At 61.4% G+C, this 13,512-nt stretch carries 19 protein-coding genes; 15 read left to right on the top strand and 4 right to left on the bottom strand.

Annotated features, from left to right (window positions below; translation table 11 throughout):
* Window positions 1–119 precede the first annotated feature (119 nt).
* Complete coding sequence (locus AAC029_RS07790) at window positions 120–689, bottom strand: carboxymuconolactone decarboxylase family protein (RefSeq protein WP_339746001.1); 570 nt, start codon at window positions 687–689, stop codon at window positions 120–122.
* A gap of 163 nt (window positions 690–852) precedes the next feature.
* On the opposite strand from AAC029_RS07790, the gene AAC029_RS07785 reads away from it, so the two are divergent.
* The 8 genes from AAC029_RS07785 to mdh all read left to right on the top strand — a co-directional run bounded on the left by AAC029_RS07785 (window position 853) and on the right by mdh (window position 6,423).
* Window positions 853–1,482: a TetR/AcrR family transcriptional regulator gene (locus AAC029_RS07785; RefSeq protein ID WP_339745998.1), complete on the top strand. Its 630-nt coding sequence runs from the start codon at window positions 853–855 to the stop codon at window positions 1,480–1,482.
* Between the two features lie 34 nt (window positions 1,483–1,516).
* Complete coding sequence (zapE, locus tag AAC029_RS07780; RefSeq protein WP_339745996.1) at window positions 1,517–2,662, top strand: cell division protein ZapE; 1,146 nt, start codon at window positions 1,517–1,519, stop codon at window positions 2,660–2,662.
* A gap of 29 nt (window positions 2,663–2,691) precedes the next feature.
* Window positions 2,692–3,372 carry an O-methyltransferase gene (locus AAC029_RS07775; RefSeq protein ID WP_339745992.1) on the top strand — a complete coding sequence of 227 codons (681 nt, stop codon included), beginning with the start codon at window positions 2,692–2,694 and terminating at the stop codon, window positions 3,370–3,372.
* Between the two features lie 73 nt (window positions 3,373–3,445).
* Window positions 3,446–3,901, top strand: coding sequence for a hypothetical protein (locus AAC029_RS07770; protein ID WP_339745989.1), 456 nt, complete (start codon window positions 3,446–3,448; stop codon window positions 3,899–3,901).
* Window positions 3,901–4,119, top strand: a complete 219-nt coding sequence (locus AAC029_RS07765; RefSeq protein ID WP_339745987.1) for a helix-turn-helix domain-containing protein — start codon at window positions 3,901–3,903, stop codon at window positions 4,117–4,119. The genes AAC029_RS07770 and AAC029_RS07765 overlap by 1 nt, the downstream gene beginning before the upstream one ends.
* Before the next feature lie 158 nt (window positions 4,120–4,277).
* Window positions 4,278–4,871 (top strand): hypothetical protein, encoded by a 594-nt coding sequence (locus tag AAC029_RS07760; protein WP_339745985.1) that lies wholly within the window; start codon window positions 4,278–4,280, stop codon window positions 4,869–4,871.
* A gap of 80 nt (window positions 4,872–4,951) precedes the next feature.
* Window positions 4,952–5,341 carry an MAPEG family protein gene (locus AAC029_RS07755; RefSeq protein ID WP_339745983.1) on the top strand — a complete coding sequence of 130 codons (390 nt, stop codon included), beginning with the start codon at window positions 4,952–4,954 and terminating at the stop codon, window positions 5,339–5,341.
* Between the two features lie 119 nt (window positions 5,342–5,460).
* Window positions 5,461–6,423, top strand: a complete 963-nt coding sequence (mdh, locus tag AAC029_RS07750; RefSeq protein WP_339745981.1) for a malate dehydrogenase — start codon at window positions 5,461–5,463, stop codon at window positions 6,421–6,423.
* A gap of 78 nt (window positions 6,424–6,501) precedes the next feature.
* Here the strand turns inward: mdh and AAC029_RS07745 are convergent, their stop codons facing one another.
* Window positions 6,502–7,014, bottom strand: a complete 513-nt coding sequence (locus AAC029_RS07745; RefSeq protein WP_339745979.1) for a TspO/MBR family protein — start codon at window positions 7,012–7,014, stop codon at window positions 6,502–6,504.
* 159 nt (window positions 7,015–7,173) lie between these two features.
* Between AAC029_RS07745 and AAC029_RS07740 the strand changes: the two genes are divergently transcribed.
* Window positions 7,174–7,728: a GNAT family N-acetyltransferase gene (locus AAC029_RS07740; RefSeq protein WP_339745976.1), complete on the top strand. Its 555-nt coding sequence runs from the start codon at window positions 7,174–7,176 to the stop codon at window positions 7,726–7,728.
* A 39-nt stretch (window positions 7,729–7,767) separates the two neighbouring features.
* On the opposite strand, the gene AAC029_RS07735 is transcribed toward AAC029_RS07740, so the two are convergent.
* Together AAC029_RS07735 and AAC029_RS07730 are read right to left on the bottom strand one after the other, a co-directional pair.
* The gene (locus AAC029_RS07735) at window positions 7,768–8,535 is read right to left on the bottom strand and encodes a 2OG-Fe(II) oxygenase family protein (protein ID WP_339745973.1); all 768 of its coding nucleotides are present in this window, start codon (window positions 8,533–8,535) and stop codon (window positions 7,768–7,770) included.
* A gap of 64 nt (window positions 8,536–8,599) precedes the next feature.
* Complete coding sequence (locus AAC029_RS07730; protein ID WP_339745970.1) at window positions 8,600–9,331, bottom strand: LytTR family DNA-binding domain-containing protein; 732 nt, start codon at window positions 9,329–9,331, stop codon at window positions 8,600–8,602.
* A gap of 139 nt (window positions 9,332–9,470) precedes the next feature.
* On the opposite strand from AAC029_RS07730, the gene AAC029_RS07725 reads away from it, so the two are divergent.
* From AAC029_RS07725 to AAC029_RS07700, 6 genes are all read left to right on the top strand, one after another.
* Entirely contained in the window at window positions 9,471–9,866 is a 396-nt protein-coding gene (locus AAC029_RS07725) for a DUF2306 domain-containing protein (protein ID WP_339745967.1), read from the top strand.
* A gap of 85 nt (window positions 9,867–9,951) precedes the next feature.
* The gene (locus AAC029_RS07720; protein ID WP_339745964.1) at window positions 9,952–10,827 is read left to right on the top strand and encodes a hypothetical protein; all 876 of its coding nucleotides are present in this window, start codon (window positions 9,952–9,954) and stop codon (window positions 10,825–10,827) included.
* Between the two features lie 141 nt (window positions 10,828–10,968).
* Entirely contained in the window at window positions 10,969–11,259 is a 291-nt protein-coding gene (locus AAC029_RS07715; protein WP_339745961.1) for a DUF2282 domain-containing protein, read from the top strand.
* Between the two features lie 56 nt (window positions 11,260–11,315).
* Window positions 11,316–12,170 (top strand): DUF692 domain-containing protein, encoded by an 855-nt coding sequence (locus AAC029_RS07710; protein ID WP_339745958.1) that lies wholly within the window; start codon window positions 11,316–11,318, stop codon window positions 12,168–12,170.
* Window positions 12,163–12,918 carry a DNA-binding domain-containing protein gene (locus tag AAC029_RS07705; protein WP_339745956.1) on the top strand — a complete coding sequence of 252 codons (756 nt, stop codon included), beginning with the start codon at window positions 12,163–12,165 and terminating at the stop codon, window positions 12,916–12,918. The genes AAC029_RS07710 and AAC029_RS07705 overlap by 8 nt, the downstream gene beginning before the upstream one ends.
* Window positions 12,915–13,460, top strand: coding sequence for a DoxX family protein (locus tag AAC029_RS07700; RefSeq protein WP_339745954.1), 546 nt, complete (start codon window positions 12,915–12,917; stop codon window positions 13,458–13,460). The genes AAC029_RS07705 and AAC029_RS07700 overlap by 4 nt, the downstream gene beginning before the upstream one ends.
* Window positions 13,461–13,512 lie beyond the last annotated feature (52 nt).

Below are 13,512 nucleotides of genomic sequence, written 5' to 3'. Positions count from 1 at the left end.
CCTGTATCGCGACTGTCGTGGCCTTGGCGGCGGCCGTGATTCGCTTGTGGCCACAGGGCTAGGCGTCTGCGTCAGGGGCAGCCAACTGACCGCCCCTGAACGCATATACCGGACGCAGCCTATTCGGCGGCGACCTTGTCGCCTTTCTGCCACGCGAATTTGGTGAAGGGCGCATCGACAGGCGTTTGCGCGATGTGATTGGTGTAATTGCTCATCACCTTTTGAGCCACGCCGAGAATGACTTCGAACACATTCTGGCGTGTATAACCGGCAGCGAAGAAGGCTTCGAGCTGTGGGTCGGTCACTTCGCCGCGCTGACGCACCATGGCCAAGGTGAAGGTGCGCAGGGCTTCGAGCCGGGCGGTTGGCAGCGGGGTTTCATTGCGCAGCGCGTCTGAAATCGCCGCATCGACCTTCATGCTGTAGGCGATGCCGGTATGCGCCGGGACGCAATAATGACAGGCGTGTTCGACATTGATCGTCTGCCAGACAACGGTCAGTTCGTCGGCATTGAAACTCGTGCTGGCGAAGGCCTCATGCACGGCCTTGTAGCTCGCCAGCAATTGCGGCGACTCGGCCATGACGGCGTGCAGGCCGGGGACGAAGCCGAAGGCTGCCTTGCTGTCATTGAGGGATTTGCGGCTGCCCTCCGGCGCGGTCTCGGCTGTGTGCACAGTGAATTCGGTCATCTCGGATATCCTTGCGGTGATTGTTTCAAACCGCCCTCGTTGGCGGACAAGCGGGTTGTGATCCATTTTGAGTGATCGCTCAAATCAAACTTTAGTGATCACTCAAAAATTGATTATCCGACGGCATTCCCTATAAGGTGCCCACTTGTATCAAGAGGCAGACATGGCGCGTCCGGCAAACCAATCGCGAGAGGAAAGTCTCAGGAAGGCGCTCGACCTGTTCTGGTCGAAGGGTTTCCACAACACGTCTCTGAAAGATCTCGAACAGGCACTGAATATGCGCCCCGGCAGTATCTACGCAGCCTTCACCAGCAAGGAGGCCCTGTTCTGCGAGGCGTTGAACGATTACGGCCGCGCGGCGAAGGCCGATTATGTTCAGGTGATGGACGCCCACGCGTCCAGTGTTGACGGTTTGATCGCCTATGTGCGCGATATGGCGACCCAACACGATCGGGACCTGCCAGCTCGGGCCTGCATGGCCGTCAAAACTGTGCTGGAAATGCCAGCGGATCAGGGTGCAATGCGCGAAGGCGCCGAAACATTGTTGAAGGGCTTCGAGCAAGCTTTCACCCAGGCCTTTGCCAAGGCGATCGCTGCGGGTGAGGTCGACGATGACAAATCGCCCGAACGCTTGGCGCGCAAATTCCAAGCCGATGTAACCGGGATGCGGGTACTCAGCGAACATCGGTCGGGTGGCGGCAATATCAACGAACGGGTCGAGGACATCGTTGACTGGCTCGAAGGCTTGAAGGTGAAGGCCGGAGTGCCGGCCCGAACCGCGTCATCCCATTGACGTGGCGATAAGCGCTGCCCATTACGCTAAACCCATGACAACGCCGATTTCATTGTGGCAGGAGCGGGTTGACTCCGGGGTGCTGTCGGCGGATGCGGACCAGAAACGGGCCGCGCTGGCGCTGACCGATTTGTCCACGCGCCTGCAGGACTGGAAGCCGGGCGCAAAGACGCTGTTCGGTAAGATCAAACCTTCGCCACGCGGCCTCTATCTCTGGGGCGGCGTCGGGCGCGGCAAGTCGATGCTGATGGATTTCTTCATCGAATCCGCGCCGGTGAATGCCAAGCGCCGGGCGCATTTTCTTGAATTCATGCAGGATGTGCATGCCCGGATCGGCGAATGGCGCGGGCTCAGCGACGCGGACCGCAAGCGCCGTTCCGAATATGTCAGACAGGCCGGCGATGACCCAATTCCGCCGGTGGCGCGGGCGCTGGCCCATGAGGCGCGGTTGCTGGCATTTGACGAATTCCAGGTCAGCGATATTGCCGATGCAATGATCCTCGGGCGCCTGTTCGACCATTTGTTCGCCGAGGGCGTGGTGGTCGTTGCCACCTCGAACCGTCATCCCGATGAGCTTTATCTCGACGGCCTCAACCGCCAGCTTTTCCTGCCTTTCATCGACGAGTTGAAGTCGCGTCTCGATCTGGTCGAGCTCAATGGCGGTATCGATCATCGCCTGCGTCAGCTTGAGGCGGCGCCGGTTTATTACACACCGCTGGGCCCCGATGCAGAAAACGCGATGGACGCCGCTTGGGCGAGACTGACACATGGCGCCGTGCCGCAGCGCTGCGTAATCGAAGTGTTGGGCCGCAAGCTGCCGGTTGAGCGCGAAGTCGCCGGCGTCGCCCGCTTCAGCTTTGCCGAATTGTGTACCCGGGCTCTGGGAGCTGCCGATTATCTCGCCATTGCAGCGCGGTTTCACACCATTCTACTTGATGGCGTGCCGGTGCTGCAGAGCGACAAGCGAAATGAGGCCAAACGTTTCGTGACCCTGATCGATGCGCTGTACGAGGCGAAGGCCAAGCTGGTGATGAGCGCTGATGCCGAGCCGGCAGAACTTTACCCGCAGGGCGATGGCGCGTTTGAATTCGAACGCACTGCCTCGCGCCTGATCGAAATGCGCAGCCATGACTATCTTGCCGCGCGCTGGCAACTCCACGACACTGGGCCGGCCAGCTGATCGGATCATTCCTTGTACGGAGGCCACGCATGTCATCTTCCTTTGGGCTTGATGCCCGTCTCACCGCCTATGTCCGCGACGCCAACCGGGCCGAGACCCCGGCCCAGCAGAGATGCCGGCTTGAAACCGATGCGATGGGCGATGTCGCGGTGATGCAGATCAGCCCGGAGCAGGGCGCCTTCCTGCAATTGTGCGCACGGTTGGTTCAGGCACGAACAGCTGTCGAGATCGGCGTCTTCACGGGTTATTCGGCGCTGGCGACCATGTTGGCGATGCGCGGTATCCACGGGCCGGTGGCGCGGCTCTATGGCTGCGATATCTCCGACGACTATACCGGCCGCGCCCGGTCCTACTGGCGCGAGGCCGGGATCGACGATCAGATCGAACTCCGAATTGGCGATGCGCGAGAAACCCTCACCAAGCTGGTTGGCGAGATCGCCGGCCGCGTCGATATGGTTTTTATCGACGCCGACAAAACCGGATATGACGCCTATTACGAGGCGGCGCTGCTGCTCTTGCGCCCTGGCGGCCTGGTCCTGTTCGACAATGTCTTGTGGTCGGGCAGTGTTGCCGATCCGGACCGTTGCGCAGCCGACGCTGACACTGCCGCGCTCAAGGCCTTGGCCGACAAAATCCGGGACGATGCCCGTGTCGATATGGCCTTCACCACCATTGGCGACGGCATTCTTATGGCCATCAAGCGCGCTTGATGTGTAACCTTGACGTATCATCATGTAACCTGTAGGGTACATTTCTGATATGATTGATCTCAAGGAGTACGATATGGACAAGATTGAAAAACTGGAGCGGCAACGAAACCGGGTTCTGGTTTCGGCGGCGATCTCCTTCCTGATCTGGCAGGGCGCGACACTGGGGGTGGATATGATTGATGGCGAATCCGGCCTCACCCCTGCCGCCGTGTTTCCGCTGCAACTGGCCCTGATCATCGGCGCCGTGGCCTGGGCCGGATCAATGCTCTTCCTCCTCAATTTTCACCACAAGGTAAAAAAGGCCGGCGCCGGGCTGGTGATGCGGGACGAATTATTCCTGCGCAACCGGGCGCTTGCGATCATGTATGGCTTTGTCGGCATGCTCGCGGCAGCCGCTCTCTTGCTCGCTGTGGCCACTTTTATCGATTTCGAGGCCACGATTGCGATCCGCTTCATCCTGATCACTGGCGTCTTTACGCCGATGGTCTCACTGGTCCTGCTCGGACGTGACCCAGTCGGGCAGGACTGATGACCAGCCCGGCGCCGCTCGGCAATAATCTCAAGGAATTGCGGGCCCGGCACGGCCTCACCCAGGCCGAGCTGGCCGCACGCGCTGGCGTGACCCGTAAGACCATCAATACGGTTGAGAACCGGGTTTTCATTCCCTCAACCGTGCTCGCGCTCAGGCTGGCGGCTGCGCTTCAGGTCAGTGTCGAAGACGCGTTCTTCTTGGACGGGACGGATTGAGCAGCCGTCCGGGAGATGGCGGCAGTCGAGGAAACGTGCTCCCGGTCCTGGATGCCACGCCATGTCGCGCCAATCAGACCTCCCCTTCGAGGCGAATTTTGGCTTTCGATCTGCCCGGAGCCGTGGCAGGGTTTGGCCAGCTTGAAGGGGAGATTATCATGAAGACGTCTTTGACTATCGCGGTTGGGGTCTGTGGCGCCGTGCTGCTTACGGCCTGTTCGCCGGCTGAACAAACGACCAATCCCGGCGCAGCGGCACCGGCTGTCGTCGACAGCCAGAACGCCGGTAGTTCAGTGGCCGCGTCAGCGGATGCCTATGTCTATGAAGCCGGATTGGATGTGTTCGGCTATTACATCCCGACAGATGGCGTCGTGTTCAACGGCTGGTCCCTGAACCATGTCTTCATCGGCGATCCGATGATGTTTGATGAATTTGCCGCGGGTGGGGAAATGCCGGATGAGGTCCCGGTCTGGGTCGAGTTCTGGGACACGAGCAGCGAATATCTGACCAATGAAATGGGCCAGGAATATGCCAGCAATTCGCGGCGGGTGCGGGCCTCCAGTTTCGTAATCGAGAGCGGCCGCTTCGACTTCAACGGCAGCGATGAAGTCCTCGGTGACGTGATGATTTCCGGCATGATCCATCTCGACCGCCTCGGCGATCCGAGTGGTCCGCCAGCCTTCACCGGTGGGATGGAAGTCGGTGGCGACCGGATACGCAATGCATCCATGTTGCATTATCTGGGCGATTGAGGTCTGGCGGCGCGCTCCGGCGCGCCGATCCCGGCTCCAGTGAGCGTTTTGATGTTTCCAGTGAGGGTCCAGTGATGGTCATGGAATTATGGATGGTGCTGGCCTCGGTCGGGATATTGGTAGCGGGTATTGGGTTTCAGGCCGTGGTCGGGACGGCGGATAATGGATCGGCCCGGCAACTCGGACCCCGCGATGATTACGGACAACCATCGACGCTGGCGGGTCGCGGCGAACGCGCCGTGCGTAATCAGGTCGAAAGCCTAGTCATGTTCGTGCCGGTGATCATGGTCGCGCAACTCGCCGATGTTCACACCGCCATGACCGTCCTTGGCGCACAAATCTTTGTGATCAGCCGGGTGTTCTATATGCCGCTCTACTGGCTGGGCGTTCCCATCCTGCGCACAATCGCCTTTACCGGCGGCGTGGTGGGTATGTTGATGATCCTCACCGCTATCGTCCAAGCCGCTTAGACGCCGGGCTGTTTTCTGCCTGCTCGAAGAGGCGTGACGATTGAGCACCCTTGCCCGCAGACGCGCGCGGCGCTAGACCGCCAGCCAGCAATTCATTTCCCTCAAGAGGAGCTCTCCCCATGGCCCGTAACAAGATTGCGCTCATCGGATCCGGTATGATCGGTGGCACTTTGGCCCATATCGCCGCACGTGAAGAACTCGGCGATGTCGTGCTATTCGACATTGCTGCCGGTGTCGCCAAGGGCAAGGCCCTCGACATCGCTGAAGCCAGCCCGGTTTTCGGCAAAGACAGCAAGTTGGCTGGCGCCGATGATTACGCCGCGATCGCGGGCGCTGATGTCTGCATCGTCACCGCCGGCGTACCGCGCAAGCCAGGCATGAGCCGCGACGATCTGCTCGGCATCAATCTGAAAGTCATGAAGGCGGTCGGCGAAGGCATTGCCAAGCACGCCCCGAATGCCTTCGTGATCTGCATCACCAACCCGCTCGACGCGATGGTCTGGGCGTTGCGCCAATTCTCCGGCCTGCCGCACAACAAGGTCGTCGGCATGGCCGGCGTGCTCGACAGCGCCCGCTTCCGTCATTTCCTCGCTGAGGAATTTGCGGTTTCGGTCGAAGATGTCACCGCCTTCGTGATGGGCGGCCATGGCGATACCATGGTGCCGCTGCTGCGCTATTCGACGGTCGCCGGCATCCCGGTTCCCGACCTGATTGCCATGGGCTGGTCGACTGATGCGAAGATGGAAGAAATCGTCAAGCGCACGCGCGGCGGCGGCGGCGAGATCGTTGCCCTGCTCGGCACCGGCTCGGCTTTCTATGCACCGGCTGAAAGCGCGATCGAGATGGCGACCGCTTACTTGCGCGACAAGAAACGCGTCCTGCCTTGCGCCGCACACCTGACAGGCCAGTTTGGACAGGATGACATGTATGTCGGCGTGCCGGTCGTGATTGGTGCCGGTGGTGTTGAGAAAGTGGTCGAGATCCAGCTCAATGCTGAAGAACAGGCGATGTTCGACGTCTCGGTCGACTCGGTCAAAGGCCTGGTCGCAGCCTGCAAGGCGCTCGATCCGTCTCTGGTCTGACCCTGATAAACACCTGATTCAAAGACGGCCGCCGGAGCGATCCGGCGGCCGTTCTTGTGTGCAAATCCAGTGTTGGTTTCAAAGACCGCCGACAAATGACGAAGTATCGTTCAACCGCATCACTTCAAAGCTGACTGCCACCCCAAAGGTGATCCAGGCGAAGAGTGGCCATAGCAGCAAGCCAGCCGGCCGGGACTGACGCCCGACAATCGCAACCGTCAGCAGCGCATACAGCCACACCGCAAGCGCTGCGAGGAAGCCGGCGCTGACATCACGGCCGCCGAAGGTGATGCAAAGCTGCAGGGCCAGGCCAGCCACCAGACCCAGTGTCAAAATCGCCGCAACAAAACGAAGCCAACTGCCGTCACCGCGCTCGGTGAGCCACAGGCTGATCGCCATCAACTGCATCACCAGGATCGAAATCAGGTTCGGGACCATGCCGGTCGGAGTCCAGTCAGGAATCGTCAGGCTCGCAGCCCACAGGGCTGCTTCGCTCGACTGCACCCAGCCTGCAAAGCCGCCCGACGCACTCGCCGCGACGAGCATGTAGATCAGCAGGCGTATCACTCCGGGACGATTCTTGGCGTCCATGGCGGCAGGTGTTCTCCAAACCCAGTTCGTATCGTCATCCTTGCAATCGTCACGCCAGAGCCCGACGAAGTCCGAGTGGCTTCAGCCCTGCAGGCTGGATGTGCATCATCTGTCTGGTTCTACTTGACCTTTGTGGCAGCGTGGTGTCGCTTTCGAGGCATGAAAACACCAGTCCTCGAAACCGAACGACTCTTGCTGCGCGCGCCGCAAATGGAAGACTTTGAACCGCTCTGCGAACTGATGGCCGACGAGGTCACGACCCGGTTTATCGGCGGCGTGCAAGAACCGCCGCTGGCCTGGCGCGGTTTGTGCGGGATTGTCGGCCACTGGCAATTGCGTGGCTATGGCTTCTTCTCGGTGATCGAAAAGGCCAGCGGGCAATGGCTGGGGCGGATCGGTCCCTGGTATCCCCACGGCTGGCCACAGCCGGAAATCGGTTGGTCGCTCAATCGGGCCAGCTGGGGCAAGGGTTATGCGACCGAGGCCGGGGCGGCGTGCATGGACCATGTGTTCGACACGCTCGGTTGGGACAGCGCTATTCACCTCATTCATGCCGATAATCTCGGCAGCCAGCGCGTCGCCGGCCGGCTCGGATCGGTGCATATGGGACGCGAGGTCCAAGTGCCCGGCTTTACGATCATGGCCGATGTTTGGGGTCAGAGCGCGGGCGATTGGAAAGACAATCGCAAACGCGTCATCGCAGGCATCGCCTAGAGATCGCCGATCGCAGCAAGAGGCGGTCGCGTGGACCGCTCAGCTGAAAAAGGCGGGCTCGTCATCGCGCAGCCAGCCGGTGATCTGATAGCGGCCGGCACCGGCGAAGGGTGAAATCGGGCTCACCGAGTGGATTTTGCTGCCGTCGAACAGGGACAGCATGTTGAAGCGCGGCATCAGGGCACGCTCGACATCCTGTTTGTCGTCGAGAAACATCAGCAAGCCACCCCAATCCGTCTGCCAGTTCCGGGTGAAGCCGAACGTGTAGGCGGCGCGGCGCTCATTATTCATGCCGTCATCGCGGTGGCGCGTCAGAAAATGCCCCCGCGAATAGAGCGTCGCTTGGCAATCGGCCTTGGTCACCGCTGCGGCACCGATCACCTGGCGTCCGAAATCGAGAAAGGCCGGCGAGTTCATGAATTCGGTCAGCTTGTGAATTGGATGGCCTGGATCCCAGCCCTCGGTGTAGGCTTGGATCATCGGGTAGGACGAATACAGGAAGCCGATATTCTCGCGCGCCAGATCCATCACACCGGCCAACATCCGCTGTACACCCTCGCGGCCAAGCGCCTGCAGCTCCGCCTGGTCGAGACACACCACCGAACCGTAATTGGCGACCTGTCCGTCTTTGGGCGCCGTAAAGGCGAGCCGCCAGGCAATTTGCCGGGCCAGCATGTCATGAACGGCACTCGCGGCCTCTTCGGTCAGAATATCCGGGATCTGGACCAAACCGTGTTGCGCGTAGAGCCGGGCAAAGTTCGCGACATCGAGATCGGGATTGAGCGTGAAGTCGATGGTCGGTTTCATCGGTGTGGGTGTCCTGCGGGCTGAAGCATGATGAGGCGAGTGTGAGCCGAGGCGCGAGCCCGGGTCAATACCAGCCAGCCTCGCGCAGATGCGACGCATGGCTGCGGCTGACCGGGGCTTCGACGCCATTGCTCAAAGTCAAAGTGGCGCGGCCATCACCGCGCGCAATTGTGTCGATGGCCTGACGTGCGACCCACCAGGAGCGGTGCGTCTGGCGCCCGTCGAGTGCGGTGACGGCGGCGATTGCATCGCTCAACCGCATCAGGATCAGAGCATCGCCGGCGCCGGTATGGACACGCAGATAATGGTCTTCCGACTGCAGTGCCAGCAGGGGCGCGCGCTGCAGGCGTGGCGGTAGTTTGTCGAGCAGGGCGCGGCCCACGGCCGGCGTGTCCGGCATGGGGTTGCGTCGCTCCAACAGCCAGCCCAGCGTCGTAACAGCCGCTGAAATCACCCAAACAAAGAAAAACACGATCGGCAGGGAGACCAGTGTGAAAGGCCGTGAGGCCAAGGCCTGGATTGCGACGACGCCGGCCGTGACCGGGACGGAGATCAAGAGCGAGGCGAGCGTATAATGGGCGAAGCGTGGCCAGCCGCCGGTCAGCCGGCTCAGAAAAGTCTGAACCAGCGCATTGGATGCCCAGCCCAGAGCCATCAACCCGACCCAGTAAAACCAGACGCCGGGCACGCCGAGCTGGTGGGTCTGATAGGGGCCAAGGATCGCCAGAAAACTCCCAATCACCAGGACGGTGGCCAGGGCTGGCAGCAGGCGTTTGAGGGATTCGATCTGGATCATGGTGGCCGTTCGCGATGCGCGAACCAACACCTAGCGCATTTCGCGAAGCGCATCAGCCCGTTTGCGCAATCGCGCTTCAATCATCGCCGCCAATGGGTCTTCTGGGCCTCACCGAACTCAACCATACCGGGAGACCGCCATGAATATCGACGCCTTTACCGCTGCCCCCTTCGTGATCCAACTGCATGTCTTCAGCGCCATCGGCGCCCTGCTCATTGGCTCGATCCAGCTGCTCGCCCCAAAGGGCAACCTGCCTCACCGCACCCTCGGCATTACGTTTGTATTGCTAATGGCGTCGGCCGCGATCAGTGCGATCTTCATCCGGGAGATCAATGGCGGCAATTTCTCCTTCGTGCACATCTTCGTGCCGCTGACTCTGGTTGGGATTTTTCGCCTCACCCTCGCTGCCCGCCGGGGTGATCGAAGCCGTCACCGCGGTCAGGCGATAGGCCTATTCTTTGGCGCGCTTATGATTCCCGGCCTGCTCAGCTTCATCCCCGGGCGCCTGATGAACATCGTCGTTCTCGGCGGTTGATCAGCTACACCATACGGTTGACGGTCCCGGCCATTGCCAGCAATTTGCCGGAGGGGCGAGGGATTGACCGGAAGGGAAGTGTGCGATGCGGTTTTGGATTTTGATCCTTATTGCCGGTCTCAGCCTGGCTGTCCCGGCGCAGGCACAGGCGCAAGCGCCGCGCGATGTGCTGCTGGAAGTCTGTAACCAGACCGGATTTGCCGTCGCCGCAGCGGCGGCCTACCGGACGACCCCGTCGGAGGCGCGCACGCTGCGCACCTGGTTCCTGATCGCGCCCGGCCAATGTCTCAATGGTGCCCTGAACGGCGTGATCGGCGATGATCTCGACCTGCATGTGATGTCGGGCAGCTGGACTTGGCCGGCCAACGAAACGCGAACCGATTATTGCGTCCCGGCCGCCGCCACCCTGACCTTGGCGACCGCGCCGCCCTGCTCACCGGAAAAACAGCCCCGTGCCTTCATCCGCCTGCCGGTCGAGACGACCAATCATCGTGGGCCCGGCGGTCGGAATTTCGGACGCGTCGGTTATCAGGTGCGTTGTGAGGGCCTGTCCGGCGGCGATGCAGCCCTGTGCCCTGGTGCGCCAACCGATGCGCGCGGCATGGCCGCTTTCGTACACGAATTGGAGGTCTGCAATAATGGCAGCCGGCCGGCGCAAGCCGCCGCTGGCCACACGCGGACCGATGGTGGGCTCGAATTTGACGCTTGGAATGAGATTGCCGGTGGGACCTGCGAAGTGATCTATCGCGGCTTCCCGCAAGGCAATCACGTCCTGTATGCCCAGCGCGGCGACCGGTCATCCAGTAGCACGCTGATCTGCACCGCCGACACGGCCGAAGGGCTGGCAACACCCCGCGCATCACTCCGCGAAGCCTGCCCGGCGGAACGCCCGCAGCCCGCGACCTATGAGACTGTCGAGTTTGGGCCCCAGACCGGCCGGGTGACCATGTTTACAGAGTGATCACGCCGGGGATAACGGATTGGTGAAGCGCCTTGGCGATGACGTGAGTGGTGTTCCTGTCAGGACTGGATAGATTCATGGGCATCGGTTGGGTCTTTTGTTCCCAGCCCTAGACCGTCCCTGTCCTGGAGATAACGCAACATGAAAACCTACAGCAAAATTGCCACACTCGCCGCCTCGGCCTTTGCCCTCTCGCTCGTTGCCGCTGCTGCGAATGCCAATGTCGCAACCGATGACACCGCTATGGAGCATTGCTACGGCGTGGCCCTGGCCGGCGAAAACGATTGCGCGGCGGGCCCGGGTACAACTTGCGCCGGCACCTCGACCGTCGATTATCAGGGCAATGCCTGGACCTCTGTCCCGGCCGGCACCTGCGAGTCGATCGAGACGCCGTATGGCCATGGTTCGCTTACGGCCGTCGAACGTCCGTAACCCCTACTTCGATGCATGGGCTGTCCCCCCGGCAGCGCATCGTGAGGCGAGGCCGCGTGTCCATCCCTGAATCACCCCCCTCAGCAGGCCTCGGCCTGAAGCCGGAGCATTTCCGCCCGGCTCTGGATGACCAGACGGCTGGCCTGTGGTTCGAGGTTCACCCCGAGAACTACATGTCAGCCGGCGGCCCGCGCCTGGCTTGGCTTGATGCCATCCGGGCCAAGCGACCGATTTCACTGCACGGGATCGGCCTGTCGCTCGGCGGGCTGGAGCCACCCGATCCGGCGCATTTGCAGCGCTGGAAGACCCTGATTGACCGCTATCAACCGGTACGGATATCGGAACATCTCGCCTGGTCGGTGCATTCGGGCACCTATTTCAATGATCTTCTACCCACCCCGATGACGCGCGCAGCGCTCGATCATTTCTGTGAGCATGTCGATGCGATGCAGACAGCGCTGGGGCGCAAGGTGCTGATCGAAAACCCGTCGCGCTATTTGCCGTTGCGCGAGGAGATCCCGGAAGCCGACTTCCTCGCCGAGACCGTGCGTCGCACCGGCTGCGGTCTGTTACTCGATGTCAATAACCTGCATGTCACCGCCCATAATCTCGACTTCGACATCATCGCTTGGCTCAACACCATTCCGGCCGATGCGGTCGGAGAAATCCATCTCGCCGGCCATGAGGCCGATGCGGAGATGGGCGATGAATTACTGATCGACACCCATGGCGCGCCGATCGCCGACCCGGTCTGGAGCCTCTATGAAGCCGTGATCGCCCGCCTCGGGCCACGGCCGGTTTTGATCGAGCGCGATAATAATATTCCCGCCTTTGGCGAATTGATGGCCGAACGAAATCGGGCGCAACAGGTTCTCGACCTTGCCTTGCAGGAAGGGCGCGCCCTTGTCTGACAGCTTCCATTCCGATTTTGCCGGAGCAATCACGAGCGGCGACACCGCGTCGATTGAGCCCTGGTTGACGACGCCCTCGGGCCTGCGCCGCATGGCAGTTTACCGGAATAATGTTGTGCACGGCGTCATCGAAGTCCTGCGTGCCGCCTATCCGGCCGTCGACCGGCTCGTCGGCGCCAATTTCTTCGCACCGCTGGCGAAGGCCTATTGGCAGGCCTTCCCGCCGGTTCAGCCCTCAATGAGCCAGTATGGTGAGGGCTTTGCCGCTTTCATCGACGGTTACGCACCGGCAGCGGAGCTGGTCTATCTCGGAGATGTCGCGCGTTTGGACCGGGCCTGGCTTGAGGCGCATCACGCCGCTGATGCGCCATTTCTCGACCCGGGTCAGATCGCGCAGCTGGCACCGGAAGCCCTGCCGTTATTGGCCCCGGGCCTGCACCCTTCTGTCAGCCTGTTGTCCTCCGCTTGGCCGGCCTATGCGATCTGGAGCAGCAATCGCGGCGATGCCGAGCCGATCCAGATTAAGCTCAGGCCGGAAGCCAGCTTTGCCATGGTCTGGCGCCATCGCGGCGAGGTCCAACATCGCGCTTTGACGCCCGGCGATCATGCTTTCCTCGTCGCTCTGGCGCACCGGCAGAGTCTGCAGGACGCGGCCGGGGCGGCGCTGAAGATCGACCACGCCCACGATGCCGCTGCCATGTTCGGCGAGGCGCTCGCCAATTCAATCCTTGGAGGATCCCGACCATGACCATCGCAGCTCACCTGAAAACGGCTCATGACGCCCATCAGCGCCTGTTTGGCCTCGTGCAACAATATCTCGCCGGTGATGCGCTCAAACTGCTGGCCCGCTTGGCCTTGGCCGGCGTGTTCTGGCGCTCGCTTCTGACCAAGGTGCAAACGGTTGGGGTGTTCAACTACACCGAGATGATCAATGATTTTGCGGTGCAACGCTCACACCTGCGCCTGCCCGAATTGCCGCTCACCCTGAAACCGTCCACCCTTGTTCTGTTCCAGAACGATTATGCCCTGCCGCTGATCCCGACCGAGCTGGCCGCCTGGATGGCGACCTTGGCCGAATTCACCTTTCCCATCCTGCTGGTCCTGGGTCTTCTGACCCGCTTGTCGGCTCTGGCACTGCTCGGCATGACACTGGTGATCCAGCTCTTCGTCTATCCGGACGCTTGGTGGGGCACCCATGCCTTGTGGGTTGTGATGACGGTATTCGTCGCTGGATACGGGCCGGGCCGGGTCTCGATCGATCATTGGGCCGGGACACGGTTCGCGCGTTAGGTGCATCCGATTGCCAGCGTCCGGCGTGGCGGGCATGCTTGCCACCAGACGG

It is taken from the genome of uncultured Maricaulis sp. (genome assembly GCF_963975345.1).
Classification (GTDB): domain Bacteria; phylum Pseudomonadota; class Alphaproteobacteria; order Caulobacterales; family Maricaulaceae; genus Maricaulis.
This window is presented reverse-complemented; position numbering and strand designations above follow the sequence as displayed.